Annotated in this window: 15 protein-coding genes; 5 read left to right on the top strand and 10 right to left on the bottom strand. The window is 69.3% G+C overall.

The window, feature by feature from the left end; genetic code table 11:
- Positions 1–82: 82 nt before the first annotated feature.
- On the top strand, positions 83–1,105 hold the full coding sequence (locus ACU5E9_RS00735; protein WP_456811742.1) for a TerC family protein: 1,023 nt from the start codon (positions 83–85) through the stop codon (positions 1,103–1,105).
- On the opposite strand, the gene ACU5E9_RS00730 is transcribed toward ACU5E9_RS00735, so the two are convergent.
- The 5 genes from ACU5E9_RS00730 to ACU5E9_RS00710 form a co-directional block, all read right to left on the bottom strand.
- Complete coding sequence (locus tag ACU5E9_RS00730) at positions 1,102–1,911, bottom strand: hypothetical protein (protein WP_456811741.1); 810 nt, start codon at positions 1,909–1,911, stop codon at positions 1,102–1,104. The two genes, ACU5E9_RS00735 and ACU5E9_RS00730, sit on opposite strands and share 4 nt — an antisense overlap.
- Positions 1,911–2,492, bottom strand: a complete 582-nt coding sequence (locus ACU5E9_RS00725) for a hypothetical protein (RefSeq protein WP_456811740.1) — start codon at positions 2,490–2,492, stop codon at positions 1,911–1,913. Before ACU5E9_RS00725 ends, ACU5E9_RS00730 begins: the two co-directional genes overlap by 1 nt.
- Complete coding sequence (locus tag ACU5E9_RS00720; protein ID WP_456811739.1) at positions 2,492–3,082, bottom strand: RNA polymerase sigma factor; 591 nt, start codon at positions 3,080–3,082, stop codon at positions 2,492–2,494. Before ACU5E9_RS00720 ends, ACU5E9_RS00725 begins: the two co-directional genes overlap by 1 nt.
- A gap of 53 nt (positions 3,083–3,135) precedes the next feature.
- Positions 3,136–3,972, bottom strand: a complete 837-nt coding sequence (locus ACU5E9_RS00715; RefSeq protein WP_456811738.1) for a hypothetical protein — start codon at positions 3,970–3,972, stop codon at positions 3,136–3,138.
- Between the two features lie 70 nt (positions 3,973–4,042).
- Entirely contained in the window at positions 4,043–4,732 is a 690-nt protein-coding gene (locus ACU5E9_RS00710) for an NUDIX hydrolase (protein ID WP_456811737.1), read from the bottom strand.
- A 141-nt stretch (positions 4,733–4,873) separates the two neighbouring features.
- Here ACU5E9_RS00710 and ACU5E9_RS00705 point away from each other — a divergent pair, with 141 nt between their 5' ends.
- Entirely contained in the window at positions 4,874–6,736 is a 1,863-nt protein-coding gene (locus ACU5E9_RS00705; protein WP_456811736.1) for a glycoside hydrolase family 15 protein, read from the top strand.
- 4 nt (positions 6,737–6,740) lie between these two features.
- Here ACU5E9_RS00705 and ACU5E9_RS00700 read toward each other — a convergent pair whose 3' ends face one another.
- The gene (locus ACU5E9_RS00700; protein WP_456811735.1) at positions 6,741–7,463 is read right to left on the bottom strand and encodes an MBL fold metallo-hydrolase; all 723 of its coding nucleotides are present in this window, start codon (positions 7,461–7,463) and stop codon (positions 6,741–6,743) included.
- A gap of 53 nt (positions 7,464–7,516) precedes the next feature.
- Here ACU5E9_RS00700 and ACU5E9_RS00695 point away from each other — a divergent pair, with 53 nt between their 5' ends.
- On the top strand, positions 7,517–8,065 hold the full coding sequence (locus ACU5E9_RS00695) for a TetR/AcrR family transcriptional regulator (protein WP_456811734.1): 549 nt from the start codon (positions 7,517–7,519) through the stop codon (positions 8,063–8,065).
- Between the two features lie 115 nt (positions 8,066–8,180).
- Here the strand turns inward: ACU5E9_RS00695 and ACU5E9_RS00690 are convergent, their stop codons facing one another.
- The 3 genes from ACU5E9_RS00690 to ACU5E9_RS00680 are packed head-to-tail and all read right to left on the bottom strand — an operon-like array spanning position 8,181 to position 11,038.
- Positions 8,181–9,584 carry a glycoside hydrolase family 30 protein gene (locus tag ACU5E9_RS00690; RefSeq protein WP_456811733.1) on the bottom strand — a complete coding sequence of 468 codons (1,404 nt, stop codon included), beginning with the start codon at positions 9,582–9,584 and terminating at the stop codon, positions 8,181–8,183.
- Between the two features lie 58 nt (positions 9,585–9,642).
- Complete coding sequence (locus ACU5E9_RS00685; RefSeq protein WP_456811732.1) at positions 9,643–10,545, bottom strand: TolB family protein; 903 nt, start codon at positions 10,543–10,545, stop codon at positions 9,643–9,645.
- A 1-nt stretch (position 10,546) separates the two neighbouring features.
- Positions 10,547–11,038, bottom strand: coding sequence for a heme-degrading domain-containing protein (locus tag ACU5E9_RS00680; RefSeq protein WP_456811731.1), 492 nt, complete (start codon positions 11,036–11,038; stop codon positions 10,547–10,549).
- Positions 11,039–11,200: 162 nt separating this feature from the next.
- On the opposite strand from ACU5E9_RS00680, the gene ACU5E9_RS00675 reads away from it, so the two are divergent.
- A complete protein-coding gene (locus ACU5E9_RS00675; RefSeq protein ID WP_456811730.1) occupies positions 11,201–13,567 on the top strand; it encodes an arylsulfatase in 2,367 nt (788 codons plus the stop codon).
- A gap of 15 nt (positions 13,568–13,582) precedes the next feature.
- Here ACU5E9_RS00675 and ACU5E9_RS00670 read toward each other — a convergent pair whose 3' ends face one another.
- Positions 13,583–15,724, bottom strand: a complete 2,142-nt coding sequence (locus tag ACU5E9_RS00670; RefSeq protein WP_456811729.1) for an MMPL family transporter — start codon at positions 15,722–15,724, stop codon at positions 13,583–13,585.
- A 108-nt stretch (positions 15,725–15,832) separates the two neighbouring features.
- Here ACU5E9_RS00670 and ACU5E9_RS00665 point away from each other — a divergent pair, with 108 nt between their 5' ends.
- Positions 15,833–16,543 (top strand): phosphatase PAP2 family protein, encoded by a 711-nt coding sequence (locus ACU5E9_RS00665; RefSeq protein WP_456811728.1) that lies wholly within the window; start codon positions 15,833–15,835, stop codon positions 16,541–16,543.
- Positions 16,544–16,547: the final 4 nt, after the last annotated feature.

Here is a 16,547-nt window from a genome sequence, read left to right as displayed (position 1 = left end):
GGGACGCCGGCTCGATCGCCTCCAGGCGCCCGGGTGGAAGAGACCTTGATCTCCGTCCATACCCCATGCCCTGGAGCTCTCCTTGAATATCACTCCCCTCATCTGGATCATCACCATTGCTGTGACGATCGCCTTCTTCGCCTACGAATTCTTCGCGCATGTGCGCAAGCCGCATGAGCCGACGGTGGGCGAATCCGCCCGCTGGTCCGCCTTCTACATCGGTCTCGCCCTGCTGTTCGGCGTGGGCATCGGCGTCGTCTCCGGCTGGACCTACGGCGGCGAGTACTTCGCCGGGTACCTCACCGAGAAGGCACTGTCGATCGACAACCTGTTCGTCTTCCTGATCGTGATGGCGGCGTTCTCCGTGCCCAAGGCGTACCAGCAGAAGGTGCTGATGTTCGGCATCATCATCGCGCTGATCATGCGCGGCGGGTTCATCGCCGTGGGTGCCGCGCTGATCGAGAACTTCTCCTGGGTGTTCTACCTGTTCGGTGCGCTCCTGTTCGTGCTGGCCTACATGCAGGTGCGTGGCCACGAGGGCAACCCCGCCGACAACCTCTTCGTGCGCCTGGCCCGCCGGGTGCTGCCGGTGACCGACGAGTACGACCGCGACAAGCTCACCACCAAGATCAACGGCAAGCGTTTTGTCACCCCGATGCTGCTCACCATCATCGCGATCGGCTTCATCGACCTGGTCTTCGCCATCGACTCGATCCCCGCGATCTACGGGCTCACGTCGGAGGCGTACATCGTCTTCACCGCGAACGCCTTCGCACTGATGGGCCTGCGCCAGCTGTTCTTCCTCATCGGCGGGCTGCTGGAACGCCTGGTCTACCTCTCGCAGGGCCTCGCCGTGATCCTCGGCTTCATCGGCCTCAAGCTGGTCTTCCACGCGCTGCACGTCAACGAGCTGCCGTTCATCAACGGCGGCGAACCGGTGCTGTGGGTGCCCGAGATCCCGATCTGGTTCTCGCTGGTCTTCATCGGCGCGACCGTTGCCGTGGCCACCATCGCGAGCCTGGCGAAGACCCGTGGGGATGCCGCCAAGGCCGACCGCGGCCAGGTCGAGGGCGAGCCCGTCGTCAAGGCGACGGACTCGCACTAGTCCAGCAGGACGGTGCTGAGGTTGTCCACCGTCACGATGGTGTAATCGCGGTACCCCTTCGGGACCGCGATCACCGTCGTCCACGGGGCCAGCTGCTCGGTGCAGCCGTCTGCTTCGGCGGGGATGATGACCTCGCTCACGATCTCCAGGTTGCCCGCCGCGGCATCGTGCCGGTACGCGGCGGGCCGGGAGGCGCATCCTGAATCGAAAATCACCAGCGTCAGCTCGTGCGGCCCCGGTCTGGCCTGCGCGTAGGAGTCCTGGTCGCCGTCATCGGCCGGGAGGGCCGGCATGGCGGCGTCGGTGCTGATGATTCGCACCGGTGAGAGATCCGCCGGGTCGAACGCCGCCGTGAACATCGCCCGCGGGAAATAGCAGTCGTCGGGGGTACCTGCAGCGGCAGCGGCCGCAGTGCAGTCCGACCCCGCCGGCGGGATCGCCGTGACCACCACCCGTTCCAGACGGATGCCGGTGGGCACCGGCAGGGTCGCTTCGAACGAACCGTCGTCTCCGACCGTGACGGTGGCGGTCTGGCGGACGGGGTCGTTCACGTGCACGGACCGCAGTTCGAGGGTCTGGGTCGTGCCGGGGGCAAGGGTTGTGCAGCGGTCGCCGGGCCCGGCGGGCGGGCGGGAGACCACGACCTCCCCACCGACCAGCGCCGCGGCCGGCGTCACTACAATGCCGCAGCCGAGCCGGTCGGTGTGGGCGATCGGCGGGGCTGGTGTTCCGTCGCTGGCCGAGCATCCGCCCAGCGCCGCCAGGCTGGTCAGCAGCAACGCCGCGAGGACAGCCCGGTCCGGCATCAGGGGACCAGCGAGGCCGGATCGAGGTAGCCGAGCACGGTCACGCCGTCGGCCCGGTAGATGGGCACCTGCCCGGCGGACGCCGGGGACACGCCGGACTCGGCGCTATCGGCGGTGGCACCCAGCAGGAGGAGCTGGGCTGCCTGCAGGTCGCCGCGGTAGGCGTAGCCGGTCTCGCCGTTCAGGGTGAGGATCGGGGCGAGGTCTCCCCCGCCTGGTGCGGAAAGGTCCGAGTCGGCAGCGGCGTCCGACGCGGCGGAATCCGTCTGCCCGCCGCTGAGGCTTTCCGCCCCCTCGAGGCTCTCGGTGACGGTCTCGGTGACCGCCGGTGCGCTGGCGTTTTGGGCGACGATGTCGTCGGTCACCCGGCCGTAGGCCACGACGGTGCCGGCCCCGATGCCGCCGGCGAACAGGAGCGCCGCCGACGCGGCCAGCGCGAACGCCGTCCGGGACAGCCGGGCCCGGCGGGGCCGCGGGGTGGCGGCCACGGTGCGCACCAGCAGGCTGCGGATCTCGGCGCTGCGGCGCGGATCGAAGGGCGCACGATCGGTGCCCTGGTCATCCGGGTGCGGTGTGGTCATCAGAGGCTCCATCCCTCGTGGATGTCGGGCGTGGCCTGCAGCATCAGCTCGGCCATCCGTTTCTTGGCCCGGTACAGCCGTGATTTCACGGTTCCGATCGGGATCCGCAGGGCCAGCGCTGCCTCGGCGGTGGTGAGTTCCTCCAGCACGCAGAGGGTCAGGATGTCTTGGTCGCGTGGGCTCAGCTGGGCGAAGACCTCGCGCACCCCCGGCGCGCTCCGGGCACGGTCCAGCTCGGCACCGAGTTCGTCCGACGGGTCCGGATGGGCCCGCTCCGGTGAGAGTTTCGACAGGGCCAGGCGGTAGCGCCGAGCCGATCGGGCCTGGTTGCGGCAGACGTTGTTGGTGGTGACCAGCAGCCAACCGATCACCGAGCCGTTCACCACCCGCGCCCGACGGCGGTGCCGCCAGAGTTCGAGGAATACGATCGCCGTGGCATCCTCCGCGTCCGCCCGCGAGGCGAGCGCCCGCAGGGCGTGCCCGAAAACCCGGTCCCGGTGCAGGTCGAACAGCTCCCCGAACGCCCCCGCGTCCCCCTCGACGGCTCGCGCCCATACCTCGTACTCGTTGGTCCCCCGGGCTGCGGTCATACCTAATAATGTCCGTCCGGGACGGTCGGTTCCACGCCGGGCGGATTATCCGCTCAGCCGGCCAGGAGGACAGCCTCCACGTTGTCCACTGTCACCGTGCGGTAGCCGGAGAACCCCTCGGGAATCTCGATCACGGTGGTCCACGGCATCGCCAGGGTGTCGCAGCCCTCGCCGGGCGGCACCTCGACGGCGCTGACGAGCTGGAGGGTGTCGGCCGGCGCGGTGCGCAGGTAGGTGGCAGGCCGGGTCTCGCAGCTGGAGCCGTAGACCACAACGGTCAGCTCCTGGGGTCCGGGCCCGGCGAGGGCGTACGACTCCAGCAGGACGTCGTCCGTGGGGAGCGCCGGGGTAGCGACGTCGACGCTCGTGATCCCGAGCGGTTCGAGGTCCTCCGAGGCGAAGCCGACCGCGAAGTAGGCGCGCGGCAGGATGCACTCCCCGGTGTCCTTGGACGTGGCGCCATCGCAGTTCAGTTCCGGCGGAGGGATCGCCGTCACGATCGCGTCCCCCAGGCGGATGCCGGTGGGGATCCGCATCCGCGTTTCGAAGGCCCCGTCGGCGCCCACGATGACCGGCACCGACTGTTCGGCTGTGAACCCGAGGATCGAGGATCGCAGCTCCAGGGTCTGGGTCGAACCGGGGTCGAGCGTGGTGCACTCCCCCGGATCCGTTGCCGGCCTGGTGATCCGCACCTCGTCACCGAATACCGCCGTCGCCGGGGTCACGGTGATCCCGCAGGCCAACGGGTCCACCGGTTGCGCCACCGCTGTGGCATCCGCCTCACCGGTGGTCTCGGCCGCTCCCGCACATCCGATCAGGGTGCCCGCGCCCGCCAGCAGGGCAGCGACCATCGTTCCGTGGAGGAGTGCCATCGTGCGCGTGACCGTCATACCTGGGAATGTCCGCACCGGCCGGTTGGTTCCCGGACCGGGCGAGCGCGCTGGCGCACCGGGCCTTGGGCTACCGGTCCGGCCGGACCACCCTGTCCTGGTCCCAGGGTCCGGCCCAGCCGAGCTCGTCGAACATGCGCGAGAGCACGATCGCGGTGAAGCCCCAGATGAGCCGGCCGTCGACGGTGAAGGCCGGCGCCGAATAGGTGGCGCCGCCGATGGTGTGTACGGTGTTCGCCCGGTTGGCCGGGTCGAGCAGGTCTGCGACAGGCACCCGGAACACGTCGACGGTTTCGGCGTGGTCCACCGCGGCCACCTGGGACGGGCGGGTCCACCAGGCCGGGACCGGGGTGACCAGGTGGTTGCTCACCGGCAGCGCCATGGCGGGCAGGGTGCCGAGCGGCTCAAGGCCGTCCGGGTCGAGGCCGGTCTCTTCCACGGCCTCCCGCAGCGCGGCCGCGATCGGGCCGGCATCGGAGTCCTCCAGCCGGCCGCCCGGGAAGGCGATCTGCCCCGGATGGCTGCCGAGGGTGCTTGCCCGGCGCAACAACAGCACGTCGAGGTCGCGGGGTACGTGGCCCGGCGCGGCGGTCGGCGACTGTGCCGGTACGGTGTCCAGCACGCCGAACAGCACGAGCACCGCGGCCTGCCGGGCGGTGCGCGGATCCTGCAGCACCCGGCTCGCACCGGTTTTCCAGTCCAGGCCGCGCTCGCACAGCGCCGCGAGGTCGGCGCGCGGGCCATGGGAGACAACGAGCATGCTCCCAGCCTACGCAGCACCCGCCCGGGCGCGATGGGGCCGAGCGTTGACGGCGGCACCGGCGGGGTCGACTGTGGTGGGCATGAGTCCGGCGGACGCCGCCGCGCTCGTTCGAACGGCGCAAGACAGGAGGTCACGCTCATGAAGTTCCCGCCGATTGCCGACTACGCGTTCCTCTCCGACTGTGAGGCCAGCACCCTGATCGCACCCGACGGCGCCGTCGAGTGGCTGTGCCTCCCCCGGCCCGACAGCCCCAGCGTGTTCGCCGCCCTGCTCGACCGCTCGGCCGGGCTGTTCAGGTTCGGGCCGACGAACACCGGGGTGCCCCAGCAGCGCCGGTACCTGCCGGGCACGATGGTGCTGGAGACCACCTGGCACACGCCGACGGGATGGCTCACCGTCAAGGACGTCCTGGTGATGGGTCCGCCGGCCGAGCATCGCCGGGACGACTACCGTCGTTCCCCCGGCGATGCGATCGCCCAGCAGACCCTGCTCCGCATCGCCACCTGCTTCGATGGCCGGGTCGAGCTCCAGGTCAACTGTTTCCCCCTGTTCGACTACGCCAGGGAGCAGGGCGTGTGGCACTTCGACGGCGCCGGCTACGACCGTGCCTCCGTCGACGGTCCGGGCGTCTCCCTCACCCTCAGCGGCACGGTGCCGCTGGGCATCATGGGTGCCCGGTGCACCGGGCACCGCACTCTCGAAACCGGCGAATCCGCCTTCGTGGCCCTGAGCTGGGACGGCGGCATTCCCGTGTCCCTCGACGAGGCACACAGCCAGCTCGAACAGACCGAGAAGTCCTGGCGCAACTGGATGAGCACCGCCACCTTCCCCGACCACCGGTTCCGCCCGCACATCGAACGCAGCGCCCTGGCGCTCAAAGGCCTGAGCTACGCGCCCACCGGGGCGATCATGGCCGCCGCGACCACCTCGCTGCCCGAGACGCCGGGTGGCGAACGCAACTGGGACTACCGGTACACCTGGATCCGGGACACCGCCTTCATGCTGCGGGCCCTGCACGTGCTCGGGCTGAACGGCGAGGCCTACGACTACTTTGCGTTCATGATGGATGCCGTCTCGGGCGGGAGGCCGAACGGGCCGTTGAGCCTGCAGATCATGTACGGCATCGGCGGCGAACTGGATCTCACCGAGCAGACCCTCGACCATCTGTCCGGATACCGGGGATCCCAACCGGTCCGGATCGGCAACGGGGCCTTCGACCAACACCAGCATGACGTGTGGGGCATGCTGTTGGATTCGGTCGAGGAGCACCTGCGCGGTGGGGGCCAGATCGCGCCCGCCGCCTGGGGCCACCTGTGCGATCTGGTCGACACCGCCATCCGGCGCTTCAACGAACCCGACCAGGGGATCTGGGAGATGCGCGGCGAACCCCAGCACTTCGTGGCGTCGAAGGTGATGTGCTGGGTCGCCGCCGACCGTGGCGCCATCATCGCCGGCAGCCGCGGCGACACCGTCAGGGCCGAACGGTGGCGGGAGGCCGCCAACCGGATCAAGGCCGAGATCTGCGAGCGCGGGGTGAGCGAGCGCGGCGTCTTCACCCAGCACTACGACAGCACCGACCTGGATGCGTCGCTGCTGCTCCTGCCGATCATGGGGTTCCTGCCGGCCGACGACGCCCGGGTCACAGCAACGGTGCTGGCGATCAAGGATGAGCTCACCGAGCATGGGCTGGTGCTGAGGTACCGGGTGGAGAGCACCGACGACGGCCTGAGCGGCGAGGAAGGCACCTTCACCATCTGCTCGTTTTGGTTGGTGTCCGCGCTGGTGATGATCGGTGAGCACGATGCCGCCGAGGCGCTCTTCGAGAAGCTGCTCTCCTTCGCCGGTCCCATGCTGCTCTACGCCGAGGAGATCGACGCCAGCACCGGCCAGCACCTGGGCAACTTCCCGCAGGCGTTCACCCACCTCGCCCTGATCGACGCCGCCACCCGCCTGATCGACGCGGAACAGCGGGAACACGCGGCGTCGACCGGTCTCGGCTGAGCAGCTACCCCGCGCTGCGCGCCGCCGTCTCGACCGCGAGGACCGCGGCCTCGACACCGCCGTCGAACGGGGTGCCGTGGCCGGGCAGCACCCATTTCGCACCGGTCGGAACGAGCCTCCGCAGCGAGGCGATCGCCTGGTCCGGCTCGTCCGTGAACGGCGCGGGCTGGGGGCCCTTGGTGCCGGTCAGCACATGGCGGGTCGTGAGGCCGTCGCCCACGAATACGGCGTCGGCGATGGGAACGTAGATCGCGATGCTGCCCGCGGAATGCCCGGGCAGGCCGATGATCTGCGGTGCACCGGGCAGATCGAGGGTCTCCCCGTCGTGCGTCTCGACGACCTCGGTCAGGTAGGTGGTGCGCATCCCACCCTTGCGCAGTGAGTACGCCACAAAGCTCAGCAGCCCTCCCGGACGCATCGACTGCTTGGCGTTGGCGGGCTTGGCGCCGCCCTTGGCCCGGTCGGCGTCACCCGGGTGCACGTACACCGGCACGCCGTGGTCGCGGCGGAGACGCTCGGCGAACCCGATGTGGTCGGAGTCGCCGTGGGTGAGGATCAGGCCCTTGACGTCGTCGAGGGTGCGGCCCATGGTGGTGAGTTCGGCGAGCAGGTCGCGCCAGTGGCCCGCGAGGCCGGCGTCGATGACCGTGACACCCTCCGGGGTGTCGATGAGGTAGGCGGCGACGATGTCGTTGCCGATGCGGTGGAGTGAGGGTCCGAGTTTCATGATGGCTATGCTACATAGCCATCATAGCTATCGTCAATAGCTATACTGGGATCATGCCCACGCCAGACAGAACCTCCCTCGACGCGATCGTGCTCGCCGCGTGCGACCTGCTCGAGCACGACGGCCTCGCCGGCCTCACCATGCAGGCCGTCGCCCATCGCGTGGGGGTGCGCACGCCCTCGCTGTACAAGCGGGTGCAGAGCCGCAACCAGCTGATCCAGCTGGTCGCGGAGGCCACGCTGACCGAGGTTGCCGGCCGCTTGAATGCCCAGACCGACCCCGTGCAGCTGGCGAACACCCTGCGAACGTTCGGTCACGAACGCCCGGCGGCGTTTCAGCTGGTGATGACCCCAGGGGCGGGAACCCCCGTCGCCGGCCCCGAATTCGGTGCCGCAGCCAGCGCGGCCGTCTTGCGCGTCGCCGGCGAGCTGGCCGGGGAAGATGACGCGCTCGAGGCGGCCCGTCTACTCACGGCGTGGGCCTCCGGATTCATCAGCATGGAGCTGAACGGCGGTTTCAACCTCGGCGGTGACGTCGACCGCGCGTGGGAGTTCGGCGTGACGCGCATCGTCGCGGCGATCACGGCCACTCGAGCCGTCTAGCCGGACGCGGGTCCGCCTCGCCCAGACTGACCCGACTTGCCCCGCTTCGGACGAGTTGCCCCGGTACAGCGGGGCAACTCGTCCGCACGGGGGCATCTCGCGGCGGTCCGCGTGGTTACTGCGGCGGGATCACGAAGGTGCTGAAGGAATCGGCGGGCAACGTGACCGCGAGCACCCTCTCCCCCACCAGCAGGCTCACCGGCTGCTCGGTGATCGTGTCGTTCTGCATCACGATCACGATGCTGCCGTCCGGATTGACGAACGCCAGCTGGTTCTCGTAGCCGGTATAGCTCAGCGTCTCGATCAGGCGGGCGCCCGGGCTCACGAACCGGCTCACGTGCTTGAGCAGGTGGTACTCGTGGGTGTACTCGAACTGCCCGCTCGCGGCATCCACGGTGATGAGCGAGTTCTGCGACCAGCCCCACCGGCTCACGCCGCCGCGTTCGAGCGCCAGGTTCCAGTACAGGTATGCGGAGGCGCCGCCGCCGAGGAACTGCCTCATCAGCGTCCAGGCGTAGCGGGCGTAGCGCCAGTCGTTCCGGCCGTCGCCGCATTCCTGCTCGGTCTGGAAGATCCGCAGGTCGGGATAGTCGCGGTGTAGGAACGCCACCGCCCCCTTGCCGTGCCACTGGATGCCGAGGCCGGTGACGTGGCGGGCGGCGTCGGCGTCGGCGAAGACGCCGTCCACGAGGGCACTATCGGCACGTTCGAGCGTGCCCAGGAACACGGCCACCCCGTGGGAGGCCATCTCCGGGCCGAGGTGCCGGAGGAACCGGGCCAGCCCGTCGGGGGTCCAGGTACAGCTCGGGAAGACCTGCGCAGAGTTGAACTCGTTCTGCGGCATCACCATGTCGACCGGGATGCCGAGCGCCCGGTACTCGTCGATGAACCGGCCGAAGTAGGCCGCGTACGCCGCCAGGTAGCGGTCGTCCTGGATGAACATGTCGGTGCCCTCACGGCCGACCTGGTCGGGCCGCAGCCCGTTCTCCACCGACTGGAAGCCCGGCATCGGCAGCGCGCCGGCGTAGTGCCCGTTGGTCTTCATCCAGGTGGGCGGGCTCCACGGCGACGCCCAGACCGACAGGTCGGGCTGGTGCCGCTGTGCGGCGCGGATGAAGGGCACCAGCGTGTCCAGGTCATTGGCGATGCTGAAGTGCTCGAGCGCGAAATCGCCGTCGACCTCGTCGTAGGAGTACCAGTCGCGGGAGAAATCGTTCGCACCGATCGGCATCCGCCCCAGGGTGAAGTTGGCGCCGACGCCCGGGGCGAACATCTCCTCGAGGATCTGCTCACGCTGCTGTTCGGTCAACGCGGCCAGGGCGGTCCAGCCGAGTTCGTTGAAGGCTGCGCCGAAGCCCTCGATGGTCTGCCGGGTCTGCTCCGGCTTCACGAAGACATCGGGCATGCCGGTCGGCGCGCTGAACTCTGGGGCGTCCTGGACCTGCCAGGGCGAGGCCTCGGTGGTCACGACCCACTGCACCGGAGTGCCGGGCTGGGCGTCGGGGGTGCTGTCGGTCATGGTGCTCCTTGCTGATGGTTCGATTGAGCTGATGGTTCGGTGGAGCTGATGGTTCGGTCTAGCTGGCGCCGCCCACGATCGGGTAGCTGATGTAGGCGAAGCGTTCGCTGTCGGGCGCCCAGCTGTTGACGTTGATGGTGCCCTGCCCGCCGGGGAGGCGCTGCACCGTGCGGGGTTCCCGCCAGTTGTCGCCGTCGACGAGTTTCAGTTCCACCCAGCGGTCCGCCGGGTGGCCCTCGGTGCCGGTCGGGAACGACAGGTAGACCGCGCTCCGGCCATCCGGGGCGAGGTGGGGAAACCAGTTGACCCGGTCGTCGTCGGTCAGCTGTTCGATGCCGGAGCCGTCCACCCGCATCCGGGCGATCTGCGCGTGCCCGGGTTCGGGTTCGAAGGCCTCGGTGTTGAAGTAGATCCAGTCACCGGACGGGGCGTATTCGGAGCCGTCCGCGGGGCGCGTGCCGGTCGTGAGCTGCACGTCCCTGCCCCCGCCGGCGGGGATGGTGAAGACGTTGCCGCTGGCCCAGACGCCCCCCGCGGCCGGCTCAAGGCCAATGTAGGCGAGCGTGGCCCCGTCGGGGCTCACCCCGTGCAGGAAGTGCATCCGCTGCGGTGTGCCGACGTTGGTGATGCGCGTCACCGGCCCGCCGGAGAGCCGGGCCCGGTAGATGTGCCAGTCGTTCGCCGACAGGTAGATGTGTTCCCCGTCGGGGGCCAGCACGTGGTCGTTGTTGAGCGGCGGCAGGTCGTCGTACCGGATCGGGTTCAGTCCGGCGCTGCCGTCGCTGGCCAGCGACCAGAGCAGGCCGTCACCGTTGACGATGAGGTCGGCACCGTCCAGGGTCCAGTTCGGGGCCTCGATCAGCAGCGCGTCGGTCTCGAACAGCACCTCGGGGGCACGGCCGTCGCGGTAGCCGATGTGGACTCGGCTGATCTGGCCGGGCTGGAGCTGGCGGAAATCCATCTCAGCTTGCGGCCGCCGCCTGCGCGGCTTCAAGCGCCCACACGACGAGGTTGTGGTCGTCCTGCTCCGGCAGCCCGGAGACCCCGACGACTCCGATCAACGACCCATTCACGCGTAGCGGGAAGGCTCCGCCGGCCGGCATGTACAGGGCCGGGGACAGGCCGGTGGATTCGTGGAAGTCGCCGCCCCTGGCGCGGTACTTCGTGCCGATCAGGAAGGTGGGCAGGTTGTAGCGGTTCACCACCCGGAACTTGCGGGCGAGCCAGTCGTCGTTGTCCGCGGATGTGCCCGGCCGGGCGGCGTGGAACACGCGCTGTTCTCCGAAGGTGATCGAAATGGTGACCACCAGTTCCTCAGCGATCGCCCGCTCGACGAGCGCGGTACCCAGGGCGTAGGCGTCGTCGTAGCCGAACGAGCCGAAACCGATCGCGGCGTTCTGCGCGTGCAGGAGCGGGAGGAGATCGCGGGCGGCGGGATCAGGGTTCATCGACATTGAGGGTCCAACTTTGTTCGGTGTCGGCAGGCGCCGCTCTACAAGAACGCTATCGGTGTGCGCCGGAGGGACGCAAAAGTACCGCGCACCTCATCACAACCGGGTGATGCTGCTGCAAACGCTGCCGCGCTACTTTCACCCGGGAGAGCCAGGAGGAAAGTCATGAATCCCGACCGCCACGCCCGCTCGATGCTGCCGATCCCCGACCGCCCGGCACCGGGTCTCACGACCTACGACGCGAAGGATCCGGACACCAACTACCCGCCGATCGAGCCACTGCTGCCGCCGGCGGGCGCGCCGAACGTGCTGGTCATCCTCATCGACGATGCCGGCTTCGGCGCGTCCAGCGCCTTCGGTGGCCCGTGCGCCACGCCCAACGCCGAGAAGCTCGCCGCCAACGGGCTCACCTTCAACCGGTTCCACACCACCGCGCTGTGCGCGCCGACCCGGCAGGCGCTGCTCACCGGCCGCAACCACCACTCGGTGGGCATGGGCAGCATCACCGAGACGGCCACCTCGGCGCCGGGCAACAGCTCGTTGCGGCCCAACACCAAGGCGCCGCTGGCAATGACCCTGAAACTCAACGGCTACTCCACCGCCCAGTTCGGCAAGTGCCACGAAGTGCCCGTCTGGCAATCGTCGCCGATGGGCCCGTTCGACGCCTGGCCATCGGCCGGTGGCGGATTCGAGACGTTCTACGGTTTCATCGGCGGGGAGAACAACCAGTGGGATCCGGCCCTCTACAACGGCACGACCCCGGTGGAACCGCCGGCCACCCCGGAGGAGGGTTATCACCTCACCGAAGATCTGGCCGATCACGCGAGCAACTGGATCCGCTCGCAGAAGGCCCTGATGCCCGACAAGCCGTTCTTCGTGTATTTCGCGCCGGGAGCCACGCACGCGCCGCATCACGTGCCCACGGAGTGGGCCGACAAGTACGCCGGAAAGTTCGCCGACGGCTGGGATGTGCAGCGCGAACGCACCTTCGCCAGGCAGAAGGAACTCGGGGTGGTGCCCGCCGACGCCCTCCTCACCCCGCGGCACGCGGAGATTCCCGCCTGGGACGACATGCCCGCCGACCTCAAACCGGCGCTGGAACGGGAAATGGAGGTCTACGCCGGCTTCCTGGAACACACCGATTTCCACGTGGGCCGGGTGATCGACACCATCGCCGACCTCGGCATCCTCGACGACACGATCATCTACTACATCATCGGCGACAACGGGGCCTCCGCCGAGGGCACCGTCAACGGGGCCTTCAACGAGATGGCGAACTTCAACGGCATGGCCGCCCTCGAAACGCCCGAGTTCATGGCCGCCAAGGTGGCAGAGTTCGGCACCCCGAGCTCGTACAACCACTACGCGGTGGGCTGGGCGTGGGCGATGGACACCCCCTTCCAGTGGACCAAGCAGGTCGCTTCGCACTGGGGTGGCACCCGCAACGGCACCATCGTGCACTGGCCCACGGGGATCGCCGAAAAGGGCGGCCTGCGCGAGCAGTTCACCCACTGCATCGACATCGCCCCCACGATCCTCGAGGCGGCGGGCCTGCCTGAGCCGACCATGGTCAACGGGGTGCAGCAGTCCCCGATGGAAGGTGTGAGCATGCTGTACACCTTCGACGACCGGGCGGCCCCGGAACGCCACGACCTGCAGTACTTCGAGATGTTCGGCAACCGCGGCCTGTACTACAAGGGCTGGAGCGCGGTGACGAAGCACCGCACGCCGTGGGTCATGGTCGGCGGCGAGATTCCCGCCTTCGACGACGACGTCTGGGAACTCTATGACGGCCGCACGGACTTCAGCCAGGCCCGCAACCTGGCCGCGGAGAACCCGGAGATGCTCGCCAAGCTGCAACGGCTCTGGCTCATCGAGGCCACGAAGTACAACGTGCTACCGATCGACGACCGTGGCATCGAGCGGGCCACCCCCGAGGTGGCCGGCCGGCCGACCCTGATCAGGGGCAACAGCCAGCTCCTCTTCGCCGGCATGGGCCGTCTCTCGGAGAACAGCGTGGTCAGCATCAAGAACAAGTCCTTCTCGGTCACGGCCGAGGTCGTCATCCCGGATGGCGGCGCGAACGGCGTGATCATCGCCCAGGGCGGCCGGTTCGGCGGCTGGAGCCTCTATGCCACGGCCGGCCGGGCCGTGTTCGTCTACAACGTCCTCGGCATCCAGGAGTTCAAGTCCGAAGCGGATTCACCGATCCCGGCCGGTCAGTGCCAGGTGCGGATGGAATTCGCCTACGATGGCGGCGGGCTCGGCAAGGGCGGCGACGTGACGCTGTACTACGACGGCAAACCGGTGGGCACCGGCCGGGTGGGCGCCACCCAGGCCATGGTCTTCTCCGCCGACGAGACCACCGATGTGGGCTACGAATCCGGCACGCCCGTCGCCGCCGACTACACCACGAGGAACAGCCGCTTCACCGGCCGGATCAACTGGGTGCAGATCGACCTGGGCGACGACGACAACGACCACTTCATCGACCCGGACGAACGGCTGCGCATCATCATGGCCAGGCAGTGAGCCGCTCCGGCGGGGTCAGCCCTCGATGGTGAGGTTGGGCATCCGCTTGTCGAGCCAGCCAGGCAGCCACCAGTTGGCCCGGCCGAGCACGGTCATCACCGCCGGCACCAGGAGGGCACGCACGACGGTCGCGTCCACCAGCACGGCGGCGGCCAGGCCCACGCCGAACATCTTCACGACCGGGTCGGGGTTGGGTACGAACGACACGAACACGCTCACCATGATCAGTGCCGCCGAGGTGATCACCCGGCCGGTCGTGCCGATGCCGGCCACCACCGCGCGCCGGTTGTCGGCGAAAGTGTGCCAGTGCTCCTGAATCGCGCTGAGCAGGAACACCTGGTAGTCCATCGACAGCCCGAACAGGACGGCGAAGAGCAGCAGCGGCACGTAGGCCTCGATCGGCACCGGGGCATCCAACCCGGTGAGCTGGATGCCGTTGCCCTCCTGGAAGACGAAGACCAGCACCCCGTAGGCGGCGAGGATCGACACCACGTTCATCGCCGCCGCCGTGAGCGGGATGGCCACCGAGCGGAACGCGAAGAAGAGGAGCACCGCGCTGGCCGCGATCACCGCGACGATCACCAGCACCAGGCTGTTGCCGATGATCACCGCGAAGTCGGCCTTCGCGGCGGTCTGGCCGCCCACGAGCGGGTCCAGGTCACCGGCTGCTTTGGGAAGCACGCTGCTGCGCAGGTGGTCCACCAGTTTCTCGGTCTTCGGGTCGCTGGGTGCCGTGATCGGGATGACGGTCCACTGCACCGCGGTGCCGTCGGTGCTCACCGTGGGGCCCACCACCGAGTCGACACCCGTGGTGCCGCCGAGCGCCGAGGTGATGGCGGCCTCGGCCGGGTCAGGGGTCACCCCCTGCCCGGCCGGTTCGGGGGTGGGCAGTGTGGAGATCACCAGGAGCGGCCCGTTCACGCCGGGGCCGAAGGCGTCGCTGAGGACGTCGTAGCTCTGCCGGGTGACCTGGCTCTTCGGCGCGTTGCCGGCATCCGTCTGGCCCAGCTGCAGTGACGCGGCCGGAAAGGCCAGCAGGCCGAGCACGATGACGCTTGCGCCGAGCGAGATCCAGGGGCGTTTCGACGTCGCGCCACCGAGCGCGAGCCAGAAGCCGGGCTTGTCGCGTCCGGTGGTGCGTCGGCGGATGGAGAGGCGTTCCACCCGGTCGCCGAGCAGCCCGAGGACGGCGGGGAGCAGGAGCAGGCACGTGAGCATGGCGCAGAACACGCCGGTCGCGGCGACCCAGGCCAGGGAGTTGAGGTACGGAACCCCGGCCAGCAGCAGCCCGGCGAGGGCGATCATCACGGTGATGCCGGCGAAGAGCACGGCGGAGCCGGAGCTGGCCATGGCGCGGCCCACCGCCGCGGGCACCGTGGCACCGCTGGTGCGCACCGATCGGTACCGGGTGAGCACGAAGAGCGAGTAGTCCAGCCCGACGCCGAGGCTGAGCATCGCCGCGATCGTGCCCGAGACGCTGGGGATGGCACCGAGGTGGCTGAGCAGGGCGATGGCGCCGAGCCCGAAGACCAGCCCAATCAGGGCCGACAGGATCGGCAGCGACATCGCCACGACGGTGCCGAGCGAGAGCAGCAGGATGATCGCCGCCGCCACCAGCCCGACGACCTCGGCGCCGTGGGTGGGTTCGGCGGCGAGGGTGGTGGCGATCTGGCCGCCGGGCAGCACCGAGGTGCCCGACGGCGCCCCGTCGGTGGCGGTGTCGAGCACCGGTTGGGCGATTTCCGGGGTGATCTCCCGGGTCACCACGTCGAACGACACGCTGATGTAGGCGACGCTGCCGTCGGAGCTCACCGCGGTGGGCAGCACCACCGCCTGGGTGACGTGCTTGTCGGCGGCGATGCTGGTGGCCAGCGTCTGCAGCGCGGTGGTGCCGTCCGCCGAGGAGAAGGTGCCGGCATCCCCCGACAGCACGATCGTGCCGGAGCCCTTCGCACTGTCGGGGAACGACGTGTTGAGCGCATCCTGCGCGTCGGTGCTCTCGCTGTTCGGCAGTGTCACGGTGTCGTCGGTGGCCTGGCCGATGCTCAGGCCGATGCCCGCGACGAGGCCGAAGATGACCAGGCAGACGGCCAGGACCGGCCAGGCGTGGGTGGCTGCGAAGGTGCCGTAGCGCGCCAGGAGCGAGTGCATGGCCATCGGCCTCCGATGCCGGTCACGTAGATGCCGCTGGGAAGGCTACGCGCCCGCACCCGAGTCGGCAACCCTGTGTGCTCGCTCCGCCGAAAACCTCCCTAACATGGCCTGATGGAGTCGCAGCAGCACCCGGAGAGCGCGGCGAAGCCCCGGGCTCGACGCGTCTCGCACTGGTGGCCGCTGGTGAGCGGCCTCGTCGCCCTGGGTCTCAGCGTCGGCCTGGGTGCCCTGATCGTCGTGCGCGAACAGGGCATGCCGATGGCCATCGACACCCGGTGGCTGAACGACGTGAGCGCCAATCGAGCCCCGGGCTGGGATGCTGCCGCCCTGGTGATGGACACCCTCGGCGGCGGCCTGGTCGGGACCTTTGTGCTCCCGGCGGTCATCACCGTCGCCCTGCTGCTGGCCAGGCGCCCGTGGGCGGCCGGCTTCTACCTCGGGGTCAGCCTGGTCACCGGCGCGGCGGTGCAGCTGATCAAGCACTTCTTCGGCCGGGACCGCCCGGAGAACGTCCTGACCAACCTCGACTTCGGTTCGTTCCCGTCCGGCCACGTGGCCAATGCCACTATCACGGCCGCGGTCCTGGCGATCCTGGTGCCGCGGGTGTGGGTCTGGGTGGCCGGGGCGGTGTACACGGTGGCGATGATGCTGAGCCGCACCTACCTGGGCGCGCACTGGCTCACCGACACCGTCGGTGCGTTGCTGCTCGGGGTCGCGGTCACGGCGATCCTGTGGGCCCCGGTCGCGGCCCGGCTGGACGGTGAGCGTCACCTCGCCGCTGCACGAAGGTCCGGGGCGACGTCCGGCCCGAACGCTCCCTAGCCTG

It is taken from the genome of Cryobacterium sp. AP23 (genome assembly GCF_054075385.1).
The sequence above is the reverse complement of the archived record's forward strand: the minus strand, read 5'-3'. Positions and strand labels throughout refer to the sequence as shown.

What these genes read in the sequence shown, in the direction of transcription:
- ACU5E9_RS00730 (WP_456811741.1), bottom strand. Translation starts at nt 1,911, where the DNA reads ATGCCGGACCGGGCTGTCCTCGCGGCGTTGCTGCTGACCAGCCTGGCG.
- ACU5E9_RS00725 (WP_456811740.1), bottom strand. Translation starts at nt 2,492, where the DNA reads ATGACCACACCGCACCCGGATGACCAGGGCACCGATCGTGCGCCCTTC.
- ACU5E9_RS00720 (WP_456811739.1), bottom strand. Translation starts at nt 3,082, where the DNA reads ATGACCGCAGCCCGGGGGACCAACGAGTACGAGGTATGGGCGCGAGCC.
- ACU5E9_RS00715 (WP_456811738.1), bottom strand. Translation starts at nt 3,972, where the DNA reads ATGACGGTCACGCGCACGATGGCACTCCTCCACGGAACGATGGTCGCT.
- ACU5E9_RS00710 (WP_456811737.1), bottom strand. Translation starts at nt 4,732, where the DNA reads ATGCTCGTTGTCTCCCATGGCCCGCGCGCCGACCTCGCGGCGCTGTGC.
- ACU5E9_RS00705 (WP_456811736.1), top strand. Translation starts at nt 4,874, where the DNA reads ATGAAGTTCCCGCCGATTGCCGACTACGCGTTCCTCTCCGACTGTGAG.
- ACU5E9_RS00700 (WP_456811735.1), bottom strand. Translation starts at nt 7,463, where the DNA reads ATGAAACTCGGACCCTCACTCCACCGCATCGGCAACGACATCGTCGCC.
- ACU5E9_RS00695 (WP_456811734.1), top strand. Translation starts at nt 7,517, where the DNA reads ATGCCCACGCCAGACAGAACCTCCCTCGACGCGATCGTGCTCGCCGCG.
- ACU5E9_RS00690 (WP_456811733.1), bottom strand. Translation starts at nt 9,584, where the DNA reads ATGACCGACAGCACCCCCGACGCCCAGCCCGGCACTCCGGTGCAGTGG.
- ACU5E9_RS00685 (WP_456811732.1), bottom strand. Translation starts at nt 10,545, where the DNA reads ATGGATTTCCGCCAGCTCCAGCCCGGCCAGATCAGCCGAGTCCACATC.
- ACU5E9_RS00680 (WP_456811731.1), bottom strand. Translation starts at nt 11,038, where the DNA reads ATGTCGATGAACCCTGATCCCGCCGCCCGCGATCTCCTCCCGCTCCTG.
- ACU5E9_RS00675 (WP_456811730.1), top strand. Translation starts at nt 11,201, where the DNA reads ATGAATCCCGACCGCCACGCCCGCTCGATGCTGCCGATCCCCGACCGC.
- ACU5E9_RS00670 (WP_456811729.1), bottom strand. Translation starts at nt 15,724, where the DNA reads ATGGCCATGCACTCGCTCCTGGCGCGCTACGGCACCTTCGCAGCCACC.
- ACU5E9_RS00665 (WP_456811728.1), top strand. Translation starts at nt 15,833, where the DNA reads ATGGAGTCGCAGCAGCACCCGGAGAGCGCGGCGAAGCCCCGGGCTCGA.